At 53.1% G+C, this 19,712-nt stretch carries 16 protein-coding genes; 10 read left to right on the forward strand and 6 right to left on the reverse strand.

All coding sequences use genetic code 11. The features are described from left to right. From NXT00_RS04510 to NXT00_RS04535, 6 genes are read left to right on the forward strand one after another with little or no spacing between them, the layout of a single operon-like run. Positions 1 to 1,671 (forward strand): choice-of-anchor M domain-containing protein, encoded by a 1,671-nt coding sequence (locus NXT00_RS04510; RefSeq protein WP_259078269.1) that lies wholly within the window; start codon positions 1 to 3, stop codon positions 1,669 to 1,671. Next, positions 1,668 to 3,224 (forward strand): anchored repeat ABC transporter, substrate-binding protein, encoded by a 1,557-nt coding sequence (locus tag NXT00_RS04515; RefSeq protein WP_396124925.1) that lies wholly within the window; start codon positions 1,668 to 1,670, stop codon positions 3,222 to 3,224. The genes NXT00_RS04510 and NXT00_RS04515 overlap by 4 nt, the downstream gene beginning before the upstream one ends. A 39-nt stretch (positions 3,225 to 3,263) precedes the next feature. Then, on the forward strand, positions 3,264 to 4,184 hold the full coding sequence (locus NXT00_RS04520) for a choice-of-anchor M domain-containing protein (protein WP_259078265.1): 921 nt from the start codon (positions 3,264 to 3,266) through the stop codon (positions 4,182 to 4,184). After that, on the forward strand, positions 4,184 to 4,933 hold the full coding sequence (locus NXT00_RS04525; protein WP_259078263.1) for an anchored repeat-type ABC transporter ATP-binding subunit: 750 nt from the start codon (positions 4,184 to 4,186) through the stop codon (positions 4,931 to 4,933). The genes NXT00_RS04520 and NXT00_RS04525 overlap by 1 nt, the downstream gene beginning before the upstream one ends. Next, positions 4,930 to 5,787, forward strand: a complete 858-nt coding sequence (locus tag NXT00_RS04530; protein ID WP_259078262.1) for an anchored repeat-type ABC transporter permease subunit — start codon at positions 4,930 to 4,932, stop codon at positions 5,785 to 5,787. The genes NXT00_RS04525 and NXT00_RS04530 overlap by 4 nt, the downstream gene beginning before the upstream one ends. Continuing rightward, positions 5,784 to 7,088 (forward strand): choice-of-anchor M domain-containing protein, encoded by a 1,305-nt coding sequence (locus NXT00_RS04535; RefSeq protein ID WP_259078259.1) that lies wholly within the window; start codon positions 5,784 to 5,786, stop codon positions 7,086 to 7,088. The genes NXT00_RS04530 and NXT00_RS04535 overlap by 4 nt, the downstream gene beginning before the upstream one ends. Here NXT00_RS04535 and pth (NXT00_RS04540) read toward each other — a convergent pair. Further along, complete coding sequence (gene pth, locus NXT00_RS04540) at positions 7,085 to 7,699, reverse strand: aminoacyl-tRNA hydrolase (RefSeq protein WP_259078253.1); 615 nt, start codon at positions 7,697 to 7,699, stop codon at positions 7,085 to 7,087. The two genes, NXT00_RS04535 and pth (NXT00_RS04540), sit on opposite strands and share 4 nt — an antisense overlap. Positions 7,700 to 7,734: 35 nt before the next feature. Between pth (NXT00_RS04540) and NXT00_RS04545 the strand changes: the two genes are divergently transcribed. Further along, entirely contained in the window at positions 7,735 to 8,733 is a 999-nt protein-coding gene (locus tag NXT00_RS04545) for a nitronate monooxygenase (RefSeq protein ID WP_259078251.1), read from the forward strand. 42 nt (positions 8,734 to 8,775) lie between these two features. Then, entirely contained in the window at positions 8,776 to 9,093 is a 318-nt protein-coding gene (locus tag NXT00_RS04550) for a hypothetical protein (RefSeq protein WP_259078461.1), read from the forward strand. On the opposite strand, the gene pth (NXT00_RS04555) is transcribed toward NXT00_RS04550, so the two are convergent. From pth (NXT00_RS04555) to glmU, 4 genes are all read right to left on the reverse strand, one after another. Further along, on the reverse strand, positions 9,080 to 9,619 hold the full coding sequence (gene pth / locus NXT00_RS04555) for an aminoacyl-tRNA hydrolase (protein ID WP_396124740.1): 540 nt from the start codon (positions 9,617 to 9,619) through the stop codon (positions 9,080 to 9,082). The genes NXT00_RS04550 and pth (NXT00_RS04555) overlap by 14 nt on opposite strands. 65 nt (positions 9,620 to 9,684) lie before the next feature. Next, positions 9,685 to 10,320 (reverse strand): 50S ribosomal protein L25/general stress protein Ctc, encoded by a 636-nt coding sequence (locus NXT00_RS04560; RefSeq protein ID WP_259078249.1) that lies wholly within the window; start codon positions 10,318 to 10,320, stop codon positions 9,685 to 9,687. A 269-nt stretch (positions 10,321 to 10,589) separates the two neighbouring features. Continuing rightward, a complete protein-coding gene (locus NXT00_RS04565; protein WP_259078248.1) occupies positions 10,590 to 11,570 on the reverse strand; it encodes a ribose-phosphate diphosphokinase in 981 nt (326 codons plus the stop codon). Between the two features lie 120 nt (positions 11,571 to 11,690). Beyond that, entirely contained in the window at positions 11,691 to 13,145 is a 1,455-nt protein-coding gene (glmU, locus tag NXT00_RS04570) for a bifunctional UDP-N-acetylglucosamine diphosphorylase/glucosamine-1-phosphate N-acetyltransferase GlmU (protein ID WP_259158264.1), read from the reverse strand. Positions 13,146 to 13,550: 405 nt separating this feature from the next. On the opposite strand from glmU, the gene NXT00_RS04575 reads away from it, so the two are divergent. Then, the gene (locus tag NXT00_RS04575; protein ID WP_259078451.1) at positions 13,551 to 14,165 is read left to right on the forward strand and encodes a TetR/AcrR family transcriptional regulator; all 615 of its coding nucleotides are present in this window, start codon (positions 13,551 to 13,553) and stop codon (positions 14,163 to 14,165) included. Positions 14,166 to 14,216: 51 nt separating this feature from the next. Then, entirely contained in the window at positions 14,217 to 17,990 is a 3,774-nt protein-coding gene (gene mfd / locus NXT00_RS04580) for a transcription-repair coupling factor (RefSeq protein ID WP_259158265.1), read from the forward strand. Between the two features lie 88 nt (positions 17,991 to 18,078). On the opposite strand, the gene NXT00_RS04585 is transcribed toward mfd, so the two are convergent. Then, the gene (locus tag NXT00_RS04585) at positions 18,079 to 19,557 is read right to left on the reverse strand and encodes an amino acid permease (protein ID WP_259158267.1); all 1,479 of its coding nucleotides are present in this window, start codon (positions 19,555 to 19,557) and stop codon (positions 18,079 to 18,081) included. Positions 19,558 to 19,712: the final 155 nt, after the last annotated feature.

Here is a 19,712-nt window from a genome sequence, read left to right on the forward strand (position 1 = left end):
ATGTCTCAGATTGCTACGCGCCGATTAGCTGCACTACTAGGCAGCATCCTTATTTCGGTTATTCTCATAACCGCCCCAGCCCAAGCTCAGGGAATTGAATTGAGCAGCGGGCACGTGGATCTTTTCACTGTTCGAGCTCAAGACGGTGGACTTGATTTGGCGGTAAAAGAAGACATCACTGGCACTGGGGTGATCAGACGAGCAGAAGACATCACCCTGATTGTCGGCGAGAATGCTTATTCTCAAGAAACAGCACGGGTGTCGGAAATCGGACAAGCCAGTTATTTTCTCCCACAATCACAGCAGCCCGGAATTCTATGGCCTGGATGGGACACCCTGGGAGTGCGGACCGGTGGGTTTTCTGAGATAACTCTTACCTTCGAATCAGTTTCGGGCCCAGGGTCGGTCTATCTCTTCGAAGATCGCATCGGCGGGGAACTAGCTGCTGTGACCAGTGACGGCGGCTTCGAGCTCACCTCAGGTAGTACTGTTGACCAACGCTACCCAGCGCATCGCCACGTCAATTGGGCATTCACCCAAGCAGGCAGTTACCAATTCGAAGTCGTGGCCAGCGGCAACGGGGTCAGTTCAAACCGCGCTCTCTATACGTGGAAAGTGGGGGACACCGCTGCCCTCGGGCGCTCGCAGGACGATAGCTCAGATCTTACCCATCAAGACAACAGCCGCACTCCATCACCCTCGCGCAACCAAAGTGCCCCTATACAGCAGCAATCCCGACCTCAGCCAGCACGCCCCCAAATCCAATCGGTGCCTGCACCTTTAGCGCCGCAGGCTCACGTACCTCAACCCGGGACGTGCGAACCCACGGTGATTCCGCAGATTAAAGATGACACCACCTCTCCAGCTCGCTGGGTGAATTTCAATGACCTGCAGTTTCACTTGGGGTCAGCGGCTATTAAAGATCTACCTCTTAGTATAGGCCCCGTACCGCGAGGAAAAGTTTGGATGATCGGATCCACCCAGGAGCCCCATGTCCCATGGGTGGGTTCGAATAACCAACATCCCACCATGCTGGAGCATACTCAAGGATCCGTGGTGTGGGAACTTGTAGGCTTCCGCGGTCCTGGCCCCATGGTGGTCTACAGCCAGGGATCACTCGGCACCGTGGTGGGGGAAGAATGGTTTAGAGGAGCGAATAACCAGGCGTCTGGGGTACACGAAATTCCGCGCAATTCCCATGTCCATCCCAACTGGGTATTTGGAGCCCCTGGTACCTACTATGTGTCGATCCGGCAATCAGTGACCTTGACTACGGGGGAGCAAGCACAAGGTACAGGTACTCTTGTCTTCAATGTAGGTCATGGTGATCAGTCGGGGCATTTTGACATAGGAAGTGTGATCAACCCCGCAGGCGGGCAGTGCGATCCGGGGATCTCTCAAGCGCAAGCAATCGCGCCCGTGCCCCAAGCGCCAGCGATACCAAGTGACGTATCCAATGGTGCACCAGGGGAGACTGGAAATATTCCAGATTATTTCGGCGAGGTCCAACACCAGAACGCCGCAGAGAGCAAATCCTTGGCAGAAAAAATCATCGGGGTACTCCCGTTCGTCATTTTCGGCCTCGGTCTTTTCGTATTGGGTGCCGGCAGCACCGTATTGATCAATGCAATGATGAGGTCACGTGCACGATCGGCGGTAGCACCGAAATGACAAGATTTTCGCGGAACCTTGTTCATACAATACTGGTAGCAATAGCAGGCTCCCTGATGATCACTGGGTGTGCGTCTGATAATGCTCAAGTACCCACCACTAACGACTCGACCGTTGATGCCGTATCAACCACACCTATTATCGCGGATCTGGTTTCTCAAGTCGCAGGTGATCGTGCTCGGGTTATCTCCCTGATGCCCCTCGGCGCCGATCCTCACAATTATGAGCCGGGTTTGCGCAATATTCGCAATATAGCCAACGCTGATATCGTTTTTGCCAATGGGCTCCTCCTCGAACAGCACTCTCTCCTGACCACGGCTCAGCACGTCAAACGTGTGGGCGTGCCTTTCGTAGAGCTCGCCGAGCAAGCGCCACGACATGGCGGGGAATTGCTTCCCCTGGTTGAAAATATTGCCCTTGATACGGTGTGGTTCGGGATGCGCATTGGTGGCCAGGGGCAAGCTCTCGGTGCGAGCCGCAATTCCGGCGTAGATATTGCCCTCTCAGCGGCTGAAGGTCCAGGTCACGCAGCAGCCTATATCACTAGTACCTTCGGCACTCCAGAGATCCTATTTAATACCCGCGATGGAATCGACGCCGCCGATCAAGCTACTTTACCTGTCGACGCCCACACCCATGTGTCCTGGGCGTTTTCAAAGCCGGGATACTACCGGCTGAATTTTTCTGCCACCCTCAACACCGCTGAGTCTTCCATTCCAGTTGGCACCTCAACGGTGACTTTCGCCGTGGGGGTTGATCCCCACAGCACTCCGGGTATAGCTCATCCGGTGGTTCTAGATCACGGACATATGGACCTCACCGCTGACCTGGATCAAGCCCGAATGACCATTCGCGGTGATGCCCCGGAAGGGATTCAAACAGATTATGATTACGACCCCGAGCGTTCGGTCGTGGCTGTCCCATCATCCGTTTTGCAACAAATTCCTGGTGACCCAACCTTCCGTTTCCTAGGAACCGCCGGCGAAGAAACTTATCTACTGCCACAAGCGGTCTTGGGTAAGCACGTCCACGGGGAGGTTGACCCCCATGTCTGGCACAGTGTCGCCAATGCCATTGCCATGGTTCGCGTAATCCAAGACGAATTAACAGCTATAGACCCGGGTGGACGAGATATCTACCGAGACAACGCTGACCGATATGTGGACTCACTCCAGGAGTTAGACCAATGGATGAGGGCTTCTTTGAGTACAATTTCGCCACACCGACGCCATTTAGTAACCACGCACGACGCCTACGGATATTTAGGCCACGACTATGATCTCAATATCGCGGGCTTCGTGACCCCTAACCCAGCCGTTGAAGCGAGCCCCCGAGATGTGATCGCCTTAACGCGCACATTGGAGAATTTACAGGTGCCAGCGGTTTTCCTGGAACCAAAACTAGCTGGCCGCTCAGGTGTACTGACCGAAACCGCTGCCACCTTGGATATCGCTGTGTGCACTATACGTGGCGATACCCTTGACTCCACCGCGACGAACTATATTGACCTCATGCGGAGCAATGTCGAAGAACTCCGTCGGTGTCTGGGATAGCAAAAATAAGCGCACTTAAAAGTAATTTAAGGAGAAAATATGTTCAAAGAGAAGGTTGCTGCACTGACCGCATCACTATGCCTGGGTCTGTGCATCACCCCAAGTATCAGCACTGCCGGCGATCTGAACCAAGTTATTAGCGCGGATGAGCCGATTGCACCCGAAGGCGAACTCACCGAGTTCTTCGGTGGGCATGCTGATATCGCTCCGCTGGTGAAAACTGATGGATCGGGATTCGATGTACTCATTCGCGATGACAGGCAGGTGCCTCCCGTGTGGCGCAGCGTCGACGATATGATCTTCGTTTTGGATAATAAAGCTGTTCAGCAAATTCCCGACACTGAAGAATTTGCTTTTATCGGTGCTAAACCTGGCGCAAAGGTATGGGTCGCCCCGCAGGTGGAGGAAGTAGGAGTGCCGTGGTTAGGGTGGTCTACCCAATCGCCTCTTTTCGTTGATAAAGCAACGCGCGGCATGAATATGACTTTCCTCGGGCACGAGGGTCCTGGAGAATTTACCCTCTTCTTACAAAATGGTGGCTTCGAAGCGCCGCAAGTACTCTTTAACTCCGCGCAGCAGAAAGCCCAAAAAATTTGGATCGATCTCAATACCCACACGCATGCAAACTGGGTATTCACTGAGCCTGGAATCCAGCAGGTAGCACTAAAGTTCAGCACTGAGTTTAATGATGGCAGCACTCACGAGTCGATTAAGACTCTGGTTTTCGCCGTCGGTGAAGAGGCCGACCTCCCCGCAGCCCAGGCAGTCACATGGGATGGAGAATTCCTTGCTGACGATGACGACACTGTCACGCCTGGCCCCGCGTCAAGCGCCGAGGGCGAAAGCCAGTGGGTGCTGTGGTCGATCATCGCACTCGTGGCGCTTCTCGTTATCGTGAGCATTATTGCAGTAGTACGACTCGTCCTTGGCTCTAATAAGAGAGGAGCTGAGCAGAACTAGTGGAAATTTTGCGCGCCCGCAATCTGGGAGTTCACCTCTCAGGTCGGCGAATCTTTCAAGGCGTGGATCTCAGCGTCAATCAAGGAGAATTTCTGGGATTGCTGGGGCCCAACGGGGCCGGCAAAACGACCCTTTTGCGGGCCATTCTAGGACTGGTGCCGTCTACAGGCACGGTTAGCATAGCCGGGGAAACGCAACTAAAAAAGATGCGGCAGCTCACCGGGTATGTGCCACAACGCCACGAATTTGCGTGGGATTTCCCCATCAGTATTCGCGATTGCGTGATCAATGGCCGCATTGGGATCAATGGAGTCCTCATAAAAAAACGTGCCGCCGACCGAGCAGCGTGTGACCAGGCACTCAAGCGAGTAGGCCTCGACGGACTCGCAGACCGCCCGATTGGCCAACTCTCCGGCGGTCAGCGGCAACGCGTGCTTGTTGCCCGGGCACTGTCTACTCATCCGCGATTATTACTTCTCGATGAACCTTTTACTGGCCTCGATATGCCCACCGCGGAGGGGTTGACGCAACTCTTTGTGGAATTAGCCCAGCAAGGAATCTCTATTGTCATGTGCACCCATGATCTTGGGGAGGCACTTAACTCCTGTTCTCGTCTGGTGCTCTTTCGAGGAGCAATCCGTGCAGATGGAAGCCCTCGAGAGCTGAGTGACCCGCACGTGTGGATGGATACTTTTCAAGTGGGGGAGACCTCGCCGCTGCTCACCCTGGTAGGAGCCCATATACAATGATTGATATTTCCTTTGTCGACTTCCTCCACGATCTCGCAAACCCCTCTCTAGCATTTTTGCCCCGCGCTTTGCTGATCTCGGTGATATCAGCAATCGTGTGCGCTATTATCGGCACCTTCGTGGTTCTGCGCGGTATGTCCTTTATCGGTGATGCTGTGGCCCACGCAGTTTTTCCCGGACTGGCCATTGCTTTTGCATTACAGGTATCAGTGCTCGCCGGGGGTGCGGTAGCGGGAGCGTCGGTTGCTCTGCTCATAGCTGTCTTTTCTCAGCGACGTCGAATTCGAGAGGATGCGGTTATAGGAATCTTCTTCGCTGCAGCGTTCGCCCTTGGCCTCGTTGTCATCTCGCGAACCGAGGGGTATACAGCTAGCTTGAATAACTTTCTTTTCGGCTCCATTACTGGGGTATCAGACGCCGATATTGGTTTTGCCGCCATCGCTGGCACGCTTATAATCGCCGCAGTCTTTTTACTTCTTCCCCAATTAACTGCGGTAGCTTTGGACCGTGAGACCGCACGCGCTATGAATTTACCGGTATTCTTCCTTGACCTGGTTATCTATATGGCAGTCACAGCTGCGGTGGTGATGAGTGTGCGCACCATCGGTAATATTTTAGTTCTAGCTCTTTTGATAACCCCCGCCGCCACGGCCCGTCTGCTGAGCGATAACCTGAAGATGACGATGCTCATAGCGGCTCTGGTTGGGGTCATCGGAGCTATCGCGGGGGTATACCTTTCTTGGGCAATTGATCTGCCTACCGGTGCTACCATCGTGTTGGTACTAACTTCCATTTTCCTTTTCGCTTGGATCTTTAGTCCCACGCAGGGGCTGATAGGACGCAAAAAATCATGAGAAAATACGCCCTTGCCTTAAGTGTCAGCTTGGCCTTTATGCCGTTGGGGATGGCAACTGTTGCTTTTCCACCAGCGGTAGTTGCCGCGGAGGAAAGTAGTGGTATCCAACGCTACTTGGTGCGCGAAAATCACCAAGATATGCACCTTTTCCTCGGTGAGGATCAACGCATCAACTTTCTCATGCGTGATGATGGATCCTTCGACTCCCGTGGGCTTTCGCCGATGCGGGAAAGCGAAACCGTTTTTATTCTCGTCGGGGACGATGCTCGCCTGACATCTGCACGACTGGAACCAGATCTCGGCCCTGACCGCGCAGGGATAACGCCAAACGGTGAGGATGAGATCTGGAATCTTCCTGAGGTGCAAATAACCACCTGCGGCACCCACGTGCCCTGGGTCGGTTTTTCCACTCTGGGTATAACCAGTGAGCAGCTTGGTGGTGCGACGTCGCTACCTCTGAGCATGGATCTCCTCGAAAGCCCAGAAGACGGACGCGTAGTATTTTGGAAGCAACAGAATTCTCTCTTTTCCCAAGCGGATGTATTGCTCGATTCCGCCGACGCATCAAAGGTGTGGGATTTCCCAGCTCACGCCCACGTTCATAGCGGCATTATCTTTACACAGCCAGGGATCTATACAACCAAATTCGCCTTTGGTGGCAATTTTGCCCATAATCCGGTGATTGCCTCGGATTATACGGTGAACTTTGTGGTGGGTGAGGAGACAATCGATGACCTGATAACCGCTCAGGACTATCAATTCATCGAGCAGCAGGTGTACCAACCTCAGAACGACGCCAACTGTGGCCCCAGACAATCTCGTACGGCCAGCTCCATTGGTCAATTGCCCAGGGTGCTGGTCCGTGAGTTTAAAAAACTCGACTCCGAGGTTGTTAAGCTTGGCAAGTCTTTAGACAACCTAGAACCGCGCCAAAAAAGCACAGAGTCCGAGAGTCCCCAATCTCTACAGGCACCAGAGTCTCTACAGGCACCAGCGGAAACGTTCGTTCCTGTGCAACCGCGAAGCGCCTCCTCACAGCTGCCTGTGATTGTTAGGCGACAAACAACACCGATCCAGCAGTCGCCCTTTAGTCCCGCCTTAAGCGCTCCCCCGGTAGCCTCCTCTCCACCCCCTTCCGTTCCCAATGCGAGCTTGCAACCGGTGCCTGCTCAAGCGCAGGTTGAGGCTACGAACGCCCGCGAAAATTCGCGAATGGGCGAGGGGGTTGCACTAGGTATCGGGATGATGAGTCTCATTATGGGCTTCGCCGCTTTCGGCGTCGCTCGGTTTATCAATTAGTGAATCTGATTTTGAGCCCGTGCTAAGCCCGATGTGACTATCAGCTCCGCGGCGCGGGCTGCAGTATTTATGCTGGCTGAGAGCTCCGTACTTTCAGGTATATCGGAAAGGACATAATTGGCAATATTAGTACCCTTCTGAGGGCGGGAAATTCCCATCCGAATGCGGAGGTAATCGCGGGTACCAAGATGGGCTGTGATCGATTTCAGCCCATTGTGACCATTCTCATTACCGCCCAACTTTAGGCGCACTTTAAACTCGGGAAGATCCAGTTCATCGTGGATAACAATAATATGATCCGCGGCAATATTGAGCGTCTCTGCAACTGCTGCCACACTCTTGCCTGAGTTGTTCATGAACTCAGTTGAACGGGCGAGAACGCACGGGCTATTATCAATCTCGGCAAATGCTAGTAACACTGGCATTCCTTTGACAGGAGACAGTGTGCGGCCGCTTTCTTTCAGTAATATATCTAGAGCCCTATAGCCGACGTTATGGCGGGTCTTGGTGTATTGTTCTCCGGGATTTCCCAGACCGATGATCAGCCACTCAGCGGATTGGAGGGGTATATAGGGTGAGGAAAAGAAAGATGCACATTTCTGCCAAAACATAGACAAATAGTCTCATATTCTCAAGGATGGTGCACATGAGCGTCTTGAAGTCGCTGAGGTACCCGATCATCGCGGCTCCCATGGCTGGCGGACCATCGACCCCTGATCTCGTCAATGCCGTTGGTGAGGCCGGCGGCTTCGGATTCCTCGCGGGTGGCACCTCGAAACCAAAACATCTTATTCAAGAAATGGATGCTGTTCATGTTCCTTATGGGGTCAACCTTTACTACCCTCAACTGAAGAAACCCAAAAAGCAGGATATCTTCGAGGTCTACGAAAAGCTTGACCGTGCTGTAAGCGACGAGAATCTCAAGCACCCCTATATGGTGCCTTCGGCTGATTACAGCTTCGGATTTAGCAAAAAATTTCAATCGGTTCTCGAATTAAAACCTACGGTCGTTTCTTCCAGTTTCGGTTGTTTTAGCTCTAAGGAAATTAAGAAGCTGCACACTCAAGGGATAGAGGCCTGGGTGAGTGTAACTAATGCGCAAGAAGCCCACATAGCCGAAAAAGCCGGCGCAGATGCCCTCATAGTTCAAGGTTATGATGCCGGAGGGCATCGCCTCAGTTTCGATCCAAAAATTGAACCCAATCAAATCCCCACCTACCTCTTAGTCCAAGAAGTCTCTGAACACACCGAAACCCCGCTTATTGCAGCAGGCGGAGTACGAACCGCCCGTCAAGTAGAGGCGATGCTTGAGATCAAACAAGTCCATGCAGTGTGTTCCGGCTCTATCTTTTTGCGGTCCAAGGAAGCGGGCACCTCAAAGTTCAACCGTAAGCTCATCAAAAACTCTTCGTCTACAGTAGTTTCTCGCGCCTTCAGTGGACGCTATGCCAGGGGGATCCCGAGTTCCTGGAGCGAAAATAATGCAGACCTTCCCTTTAGCTATCCCGAATTAGCTTTTATGACCGCAACCGTCAAGGGGATAGCGGAAACTAAGGAGTTCGCTTATTGCCTCGTCGGCGCCGATCTGGATCATATTAAACGCAAGCGAGCGCGCAAGATTATTCAAGAACTGTTCGAGAGCTGAGAACTTCCTAGCCAGCTTAGGCTGTGCTATCTTCGTAGTACTATGAGTTCTTCTTCCTCGCGCTTAAGCAGCTATCAGCCTAAGGTGACAACGCAACTGAGAGCGCGGAAGATCATCGACGACGCCTTTGCCCAAGCTCTAGCTGAGTCCGACATTCATCCCTCAGCGGTATCCTCACCCACCTCCACGCGCGAACTGCGTGACAGCATAGCCAAGGGATCTCCTAAGAAAAAGTGCTGCCGCTCGCATCCGCGGTGCAAAAAGTGCCCCACGGTCATGCACCGTTTGCGGCGAGCGGGGGCACTAAAGCTCGACGATAACGCACTGAAAGCCGCTCTGGTAAAAGCTAGGAAGTGGTAGCGATATAGCGTTCGATCTCGTCGGCCATATCGGCACATATTACCGGCAGAGATTCCTGCTCTTTTTTAGAAAAGGGTTTGAGTACAAAACTGGAGACATCCATTCGGCCGGGTGGCCGTCCTATACCCAGGGCACAGCGAATATAATCCTTACCTGCACTCCGCGTTATTGAGCGCAGACCTTTATGTCCGTGATCGCCACCGTGATGCCGGAGTGCAGTATGGCCGAACTCCAACTCAAGGTCGTCGAAGAGTATCAGCATTCTAGAGGGATCAATCTTATAAAAGTCCGCGAGCGCTCGGACAGGTATTCCTGATTCATTCATATATGACCGCCCCTGTGACAAGATAACCCGGTGGGAAGCGATATGAGTTTCCGCTACCTGAGTGCGAGTCCGAGTATGTTGTTTAAGGGTTTCCCCGGTACGTTCGAGCAGTTCATCAAGAGCCATGCGCCCAATATTGTGGCGTGTTTTGGCATAACTGGGGCCTGGATTACCTAATCCAAAAATCAGAAAAGTCATCATCGATCCTTGATAAGCAAAATGCCAGGGTCCCCTCGAGGAGGGGACCCCAGCATTTTAAGTGTTGATTATTCTTCAGACTCGGCTTCCTCAGCGTCACCCTCGGATGCCTCAGCCGCTTCTTCAGCGTCCTCGTCAACCTCTTCCTCGTTGAGCTCCTCGTAGGAAACGGAAGCGATAACGGTTTCTGGATCGAGGATCAAGGTGGTCTTAGCAGGCAACTCGATATCCGAAGCCAAAACCTTATCGTCGGCATTGAGGCCTTCGATATTGTGGATGATCTCTTCCGGAATAGAGAATACATCGGCTTCGACCAGGATGGTATCGATATCCTGAACCAACTGAGTACCAGGCTCGGTCTCGCCCTCGAATACCACAGGTACTTCAACCTCTACCTTCTCGCCGCGCTTAATAGCGAGCAGATCGATATGATCGGCGTTGAAGGTCAACACGTTTTGGTCGACGTGCTTAATCATGACCATGTGGCTGTCGCCCTCGATATCGAGCTCGAAAACGGCGTTGGAGCCGTAGTTACGCAAAACTGCGTGGATCTCGAGAAGATCAGCGGAGAAGTGAACGGGGTTATCCAGGGTCTGGCCATAAATAACGCCGGGAACGCGGCCTGCAGCGCGCAGACGGCGAGCAACACCCTTGCCGAACTCCTGGCGAGGGGTAGCGCTAAGAACCAAAGTATCTTGTGCCATGGTGTACTCCTTCAAGTACTAAATGCGACCCAGGGCAAAACAAAGGCCCTGCGGTCTCGATAGAAACAGAAAATTGTCATCGTCGAGTCTTCGCAAGGCCACACTATGGCAATATGAAGATATCTATCGCGTCGATAACGGCGCACTCAAAGAAGAATCCTCGAGCTCGCCCTCGCCGAGACTAGGAAATCTTAACATAGAAAATATACTCTCTCAACAGAACTGGCCACGAGCATCAACGCTCGTGGCCAGTCTAAATATCGGCGTGGCTAAGCCTCGCCCTCGAAGAGGTCGGTAACCGAGCCATTCTCGAAAATTTCATTGATGGTACGTGCCAGCAGTGGGGCAATAGATAAAACCGTGAGATTGTCCCAATCTTGATGATTTTGCGGCAGCGTGTCGGTGGTAATGACCTCTCGAGCACCGCACTTCGATAGCCGTTCGCGAGCCGGGCCAGAGAATACGCCGTGCGTGCAGGCTATAATAACGTCTTTAGCGCCGGCATCGCGCAAAACGCCTACGGCTCCAGCGATTGTTCCACCAGTGTCAATCATATCGTCCAGTAGTACCGCGGTCCGTCCAGCAACTTCGCCAACCACCCGGTTAGATACAACCTCATTGGCCACCTCAGTCGAGCGGGTCTTATGAACGAAGGCCAAAGGTGCTCCACCAAGGGTGTTAGCCCACTTTTCAGCGACTTTCACTCGACCAGCGTCGGGAGAGACCACCACGATATTCTCAAGGGAGTATTTCGACTTGATATAGTCCGTGAGAATAGGCATTGCATGCATATGATCGACCGGACCGTCGAAGAAACCTTGGATCTGATCGGTGTGTAGATCCACCGAAACGATGCGGTCGGCACCAGCGGTCTTGAGGAGGTCAGCGATGAGACGGGCCGAAATGGGCTCACGGCCGCGGTGCTTCTTATCCTGCCGGGCATAAGGATAAAAGGGCACAATTGCCGTAATGCGTTTGGCTGATCCACGCTTGAGGGCGTCGATCATAATGAGCTGCTCCATGAGCCACTTATTCAGTGGTTGATTGTGGGCCTGGATAACAAAAGCATCCGAACCACGAACTGATTCTTCGAAACGAACGAAGATCTCACCGTTGGCGAAGTCGCGGGCGGTCATGGGGGTGAGTTCGATACCTAACTCGCGGGCGACAGCTTCGCCCAGCTGCGGATGTGCGCGCCCCGAAAAGACCATGAGGTTCTTCTTGGTTTCGCTCCACTTGGTGGCGGTCATTCGAGAACTAACCTTCCTTTAAGGTGAGTAATTAGATGAGGAAAGTGGGTGAGTGTCAACTATGGGTTAATCTGGCACTACCGTCTTTTAGAGTACTTCTTTTCTTAGCTTGACGCGAGATTATGAGGATTCTCGTGCCCGCCGAGCTGCCTCAGCTGCTGGGGTGCCTGGGCGATGAGTTTCTACCCAGCCTTCAATAGTGCGCTGTCGGCCTCCCGATACCACCAGAGCACCTGCTGGAACATCCTCGCGAATGACCGTACCCGCTCCAGAATAGGCGCCATCGCCCACGGTTACTGGAGCAACGAACATGGTGTCCGAACCAGTGCGCACATGTGAACCCACCGTGGTGTGATGCTTATTGACGCCGTCGTAGTTGACAAAAACAGAGGAAGCTCCGATATTAGATTCTTCACCGACCGTGGCATCACCGATATAGCTGAGGTGAGGAACTTTCGAACCACGTCCGATTGTGGCGTTTTTTGCTTCCACGAAGCCGCCCAGTTTGCCACCTGCGCCGAGATACGTGCCAGGGCGAATATAGGTGAAAGGCCCCACTGAGGCGTTAGGGCCAATCTCCGAGCCCATGGCGTGGGTGCGAATCACGTGCGCGCCTTCACCAATAATCATATCGCGCACAGTGGTATCAGGGCCGATCACCGCATCATCGGCTATTCGAGTATTTCCCAGGAGCTGGGTCCCAGGATAGATCGTAATATCCTGACCCAATTGCACGTCGACATCGATCCACGTCGTTCCCGGATCAATGATTGTTGCCCCACCCTGCATTGCGGCAGCTAGGAGGCGGCGGTTTAATACCTTGCCAGCATAAGCTAATTGGCCGCGATCATTAACACCCACCAGCTCCTGAGGATCTGCCGCACGATGGGCGCGTACAGGATGCCCTTGCGATCGAGCAATGGATAAGACGTCAGTGAGATACAGTTCGCCCTGGGCGTTATGGGTTGTAAGTTTGCCGAGAGCATGACGAAGCAAACGAGCATCAAAAGCAAATACTCCCGAGTTCACCTCAGTAATGGCAAGCGTATGTGGATCGGCGTCCTTTTGCTCCACGATTGCAGTGATATTGCCATCGCCATCGCGTACGATCCGGCCGTAGCCAGTCGGGTCGGGTTGTTCAATGGTAAGAACTGTGACCGCGGTAGGAGCCTGATTATGGGCGCTGACCAGAGCGTTGAGCGTCTCTGGCCGTAGGAGAGGCACGTCGGCATTGGTCACGACAATGGTGCCCTGGAAGGCGCTAATGTCACTTGCGCTCACCAGCTCATCTAAGGCATCTAAACCACACTGCACTGCATGCCCGGTGCCTTTTTGCTCCTCCTGAATAGCCTGGACAACATCGATACCGATTGCATCAATGGCGGGGCCGACCTGGTCGCGACAGTGGCCAATGACGGCAACAATATAATCTGGGTCGATTCCAGCAGCGGCGTGGAGGGAGTGACTGAGTAAGCTGCGCCCGCCAATCGTATGCAACGTTTTTTGTAGCTTGGACTTCATTCGAGTTCCAGCGCCTGCAGCTAGAACGATGACGGCGGTTTTATGCGCATTCACTTTCGAGGTACTCCTTTGAGGAAAATAGCGAATATGTCTATGGTGCCACTGTAGTCGGGTCGGACTGGCTTCGGTAAGATTCACACTCTGCTGATCCTCTACCGGTTGACCAAAAACCTCAGCTCTAGCTTGCGTGCCTGAGTGGAGACTTTTCCCTGCTCAAAGAACCAGGAGAGATAATTGGCACTCCGGGCTCAAGCTATGTATAATGAGGAAGTCCAATCGCGACATTGTTTGGATTTTTCCCTGTGGTGTAATCGGCAACACTACGGTTTTTGGTACCGTCATTCGAGGTTCGAGTCCTTGCAGGGAAGCATTATTATCCCCACCCCTTGGTAGTATCAGGGGTGGGGATATTGTTTTCGGTGTCCCATCCTCGAAGGGTTAAAGACTGCCATGACACGTATGACCGGAAAAGAACGCCGAGAACAACTCATTGCGGTTGGGCGCAGTACTTTCGCCGAGCGCGGTTACGAAGGCACCGCAGTCGAAGAATTAGCGGCGCGCGCCGGGGTCTCTAAACCCGTCATCTATGAGCACTTCGGAGGAAAAGAAGGTCTCTACGCAGTTGTCATTGACCGCGAAATGACGAGGCTGGAGACGGTGATCACTCAGGCCCTTACCTCAGGCACATCTCGCCAACGCATCGAGCAAGCAACCTTGGCCCTACTGAGTTACGTAGACGCTGAGACCGATGGTTTTCAAATCCTCGTGCGCGATATGCGTCCGGGCTCACAACGCAGTTATTCGACGTTGCTCAACGATGCGGTCAGCCAAGTGTCCCATATCCTGGGGCGAGCCTTCGAACGCAATAACCTCCACCCCGAATTAGCCACACTCTATGGTCAAGCCTTAGTTGGAACGGTCAGCATGACAGCTCAATGGTGGCTCGATCAGCGTAGCGGCGACAACGCTCTTGCCAAGGAAGACGTGGCCGCGCATATTGTTAATTTATGTTGGAATGGACTTGCCGGCATTGAGCGAGATCCGCATCTGGGCATTCTAGAATCGAGGCAATAGGGATCGGCTAGACTCTTCTAGGTTGAGTTTAATCTAGGGGAGAGAATATTAATGTCGAGCCAACCGCTCATGCTGTCCGGCCTACTCAAAGTAGCTGCAACTGATCCTAAGCTGAAGGGCTTACGTTCATCAATTGGGGAGAAGTCCCTGCACATAACGGGGATCACCCAGGCACGCCCGTGGGCGATTGGAACCATTGCTCAAGACGTTCCTACCCTCGTCATCGCGGCAACTGGGCGGCAGGCGGAAGATATCCACGCCGAATTAGTGGCCATGTACGGTGACAAAGTGGGATTCTTCCCCGCGTGGGAAACTCTCCCTCATGAGAGATTGAGCCCCGCCAGTGATGTTGCGGGCAGACGCGCACAGGTGCTCGAGAACCTCGATACTTATAAGATCATTGTCACCCCTGCACGCGGTGCTTGCCAGCCGATTGTCCGATCCGTCGCGGGGCGCGAGGCTCTCATTCTCGAAAGTGGAAAAGAATATGACCTCAATGAGGTTGTGGAAGGTCTAGTATTCCGTGCGTATGCACCCGTTGACCTGGTGGCCAAGCGAGGGGAATTCGCGGTACGCGGTGGTATCGTAGATATTTTTCCCACCACCATGGACAATCCTGTGCGCGTGGAATTTTGGGGTGATGAGATCTCGGAGATGAAACCCTTTTCTCCAGCAGATCAGCGCAGTTACCTCGATGGCGATATCACTTCGCTGGAGATCTACACTGCCCGGGAATTGCCCATTACAGACGAGATTGCCCAGCGAGCCCAGGAACTTGGCAGGACCTTTGAATCTCACCCCATCCTGCAAGATCTCCTTGTGAAGATTGCCGATAAGATGCCCTCCGATGGCATGGAAGCTCTGATCCCAGCTCTGGTGGAGTCGCCTCTGGTTACCCTTGCCGAGATGATGCCCCAAGGCACCCACGTCGTGGTTCTAGACCCCGAGAAAGCGCGATCGAGGATCGCAGATTTGCAATCCACCGATAAGGAATTTCTCCTCGCCAGTTGGGAAGCTGCCGCCATGGGGGCAGATGGTCCGATTTCGGTGCCGGAGCTCGATCTCGAGGGATCTACATACCGCAGTTACGAGGCGCTAGAGATAGCCGCGCATCAAGCTGGACATGCGTGGTGGACATGTGCTCCTCAGGGCATGTTTGAAGCGGCAGAAACGCAGACCCTAGAGCTCAATTTCGAGCAGGGTCCAACCCCGCGCGGCGATGCTGATCAGATCGCCGAGATGATGACAAAATTACGTGCCCATACGATTGGTGGTGGGCGGGCCGCCTTTATTGCACCAGCAGAAGGGGCGATCAAACGGATGGTCGCCCGCTTTAAAGAGAATGGTATTGCTCATAGGGTTGCCAGCCCCGGGTGGGAACCGAATCCCGGAGAAATAACCCTCTACCAGGCTTTAAGCCATGCTGGTTTGGTTTTTCCTCGAGTGCGTAAGCATCGCGATGCTGAGGCTTTACCGTTAGTGGTGATTACCGAAACCGATCTCACAGGTAATAGAGTCGGTGATATCGCTGGTCAACGTCATAAGCGCACCAAAAAGCGGCACCGGGTGGATCCGCTGGCGCTCACGGTGGGGGATTATGTTGTTCACGAAACTCATGGCATAGGTCGATTTCTCACCATGACAGAGCGAACCGTGGTGGTCGGGGACGAAACCTCCAGGCGCGAGTATATTGTGCTCGAATACGCGTCGTCGAAACGCGGGCAGCCAGCCGATCAACTTTATGTTCCCATGGATTCCCTCGACCTGCTCAGCAAATACGTCGGTGGAGAGAAACCCAGCTTATCGAAGATGGGGGGTGCGGACTGGAAAAATACCAAGAAAAAAGCACGCAATGCGGTGCGAGAGATCGCTGGCGAGCTTGTAGAGTTATACGCCAAACGCCAGGCATCACCGGGTCATGCTTTCGCCCCCGATAGCCCGTGGCAGCGTGAAATGGAAGATAACTTCCCCTTTGCGGAAACCGAGGATCAGCTACTCGCCATTGAATCAGTGAAGAACGACATGGAAAAAGCTGTACCCATGGATCGCGTGATTGTTGGCGATGTCGGCTATGGCAAAACCGAGGTAGCGGTACGCGCGGCCTTCAAGGCGGTGCAAGATGGCAAACAAGTGGCTGTGTTGGTTCCCACAACCTTGCTTGCCCAACAACATCTGAGCACTTTTGCCGAACGAATGGCAGGATTTCCCGTAACTGTGCGAGGGCTATCGAGATTTACCTCAGCATCAGAATCGCGCGAGATCATCCAGGGCCTTGCCGACGGCGGAGTCGATATCGTCATCGGAACCCACCGACTGCTGCAAACGGGTGTGCAGTGGAAAAATCTCGGCCTCGTTATTGTCGACGAAGAGCAGCGCTTTGGCGTGGAACACAAAGAACATATCAAGGCGATGCGGGCGCACGTGGATATGCTGACGATGTCGGCCACCCCGATCCCACGCACCCTCGAAATGTCGATGGCGGGCATTCGAGAAATGTCGACGATTTTAACGCCACCGCAGGACCGCTATCCCATTTTGACCTACGTAGGCCAATATGAGCACAAACAAGTAGCAGCTGCCATCCGGCGCGAACTCTTGCGCGATGGTCAAATTTTCTTCGTGCATAACAAGGTCGCCGATATCGAAAAACGAGCTCAGGAATTGCGAGACTTAGTTCCAGAAGCTCGTGTGGTGGTCGCTCATGGGCAAATGAATGAGGAGCTCCTCGAGCGGACTGTCCAAGGTTTTTGGGATCGTGAATACGATGTTTTGGTATGCACGACCATTGTAGAAACTGGGCTCGATATTGCTAATGCCAATACCTTGATTGTAGAAAATGCACACCATATGGGCCTTTCGCAGTTCCATCAATTGCGTGGACGTGTGGGACGTTCACGATCGCGGGGTTATGCCTATTTCTTGTACCCCAAAGGAGCAATCTTGACCGAGACCTCCTATGATCGCCTCGCAACTATCGCCCAAAATAATGATTTGGGAGCTGGTATGGCAGTGGCTATGAAAGATCTCGAAATGCGTGGTGCCGGCAATATTCTTGGAGCTGAACAATCAGGCCATATTGCCGGAGTTGGTTTCGACCTTTATATTCGACTCGTAGGCGAAGCTGTGGAAGCGTATCGAGCTCTAGCCTCCGGAGAGGTGGTAGACGCCTCCGACCAAGGCCCTAAGGAAATTCGCATTGACCTCCCCGTGGATGCTCATATCCCCGAGGAGTATATTGACGTGGAGCGGCTGCGATTAGAGCTCTACCGATCGCTAGCAGCAAGCGCTAATGAAGCGGATTTAGGCGCCGTTATGGAAGAGATGACCGACCGTTTTGGGGCGCTGCCAGATCCGGTCAAACGGCTCATAGCGGTGGCGCGCCTACGCCATATATGTCGTTCGCTCGGGATCGGTGAGATGATCATGCAGGGAAATAGGGTCAAAATTCATCCCGTGCAGTTAGCTGATTCGAAACAACTCCGCCTCAAGCGCCTCTACCCAGGAGCGACACACCGCCCGGCAGCCCAAGCTATTACGGTGCCTTTGCCTAAGGCGGGGCCGAAGATCACTGATCCACCCCTGCGTGATCTCCCACTGGTGCAGTGGTGCGCTGATTTCTTGGCGGCCATGTGGGATAGTCAACGCATCGATGTCTCGAATGGGCATCAGCTGGCAGGAGAGATTATATCTGTTGTGGAAGAACCTCACTCTAAGGTCTCAACTCCTAGCCGCCCCAGCACTCGAGTAGCGGGTCGACGGCGCCTATCAGATATGGATGATGACGAACGCCGCGAGGAAAGGCGGCGCCGCTACCGGCTGCGGTAGAAACGTTTCCGCACCCACGATTCGCTTTACCCCTGCTCTGCGAACCTTAAAGCGAAAACCACACCGCGATTTACGGTGTGGTTTTTCCCTATAGGCTCAAAGAGCCAGTGTAGAGCCCTATTATTGCTGCGATTGAAAAGATAACAAGAATCCCAACCACTCCTATTTCGAAAGAATTGAAAATCTTCTTTCTGTAGTGCCATCGAGTCCAGATATAGGGAATAAGACCTGGAAGGACCGCTAATGCCCCAAAAAGGACAAATACTGGATCCGCAGCGTAAACCAACCAAAGAGAATACGTTAGGGCAAGTATCCCAACCCCTAAATGCCTACGATTAAGTTGTGCTGAGATTTGCACTGTGTCATATCCAATTGAGGGCGCGAGATCGTCTTCGCTAAAGCCGCGCCCACGCACCGCCAATAAAATGAGGTAGAACGAGGAAAAAATATAGGGAACTAGGTAGAGCACCGTAGCCAACTGCACCATGAAAATATAGGTCGTCTCATTGAGATAGAACACAATGATGCAGATCTGAATAACGGCGGTGCAGATCAGTTGCGCCAACCATGGGGCCCCCTGGTTAGTCAGAGAACCAATCTTACGCGGCAGCAGCCTATCATAAGCCATCATGGCAAGTGGTTCAGCACAGAGCATCTGCCAAGAAATATATGCTCCCAAGACTGAAAGACATAGACCGACGGAAATCAGCGCGCCGCCCCACGGTCCCACCACAGCTTCGAGAACTCCCGCCATTGAATTATCGGTTAGGGCCGCAAGTTCCTCTTGGCTGAGAACACCAAAAGAGAGAGTTGCTACGGTGACGAGGAGTAAAAGAACTGTAAAAAATCCAATGACTGTGGCGCGGCCGACATCAGCGCGAGAGTGCGCCTGCTTGGAATAGACCGAGGCCCCCTCGACACCAATAAACACCCACACTGTAAAGAGCATGATCCCCTGAACCTGCTCAAATACCGATCCAGCTGCAGCGTGGCCCCAAAAATCAACAGTGAATGTGTCCCAGCTAAAACCGAGGAAAAGTACGAGGATAATAAAAGCGAGAATGGGAAGTAATTTGGCCACAGTAGTGACCCCATTCATTATCTTTGCCTGTTGGATACCGCGAGCTAGAACTGCAAAGACTATCCACGTCATCGCAGAGACACATATAGCCTGGAAGAGCCTATTATCGCTGCTGAAGAGCGGAAAATAGTGTCCCAGCGTACCAAAAAATAAAGTGGCATAACCTACCTGGGCGATTACTGAGCCTAGCCAATAGCCCCAGCCCGACGTGAAGCCTATATAATTTCCCAGCCCAGCACGTACGTAGGCATAGACACCAGAATCGAGGTGCGGTTTGCGATAAGCCAAGATGTGGAAAACAAAAGCTACCGAAAGCATACCGATGCCGGCGATTATCCAGCCGATGAGCATTGCGCCTGGACCCGCCACAGAGGCGATATTTTGGGGTAAAGCAAAAATCCCCGAACCTACAGTCGATCCAACAATGATGGCAACGAGCGCCCAGAGTCGAACGGTATTAGGTTGCCGCTGCTCAGATTTATTCACCGCGCTGAGTCTAGTACATACCTATTCCACAAACGAAAAAGTTTCAGGCGAATTAACACGCTTGGGTGCAGCTCATAGCGCTGATGAGAGAGCTGAACTTTGAGATTCAGGCCGCAATCTTAAATAATTCCTCTACACTTAGTTGACAGGTCTAG

Origin of the sequence: Corynebacterium sp. ES2715-CONJ3 (genome assembly GCF_024814365.1) — a bacterium.
Lineage (GTDB): Bacteria > Actinomycetota > Actinomycetes > Mycobacteriales > Mycobacteriaceae > Corynebacterium.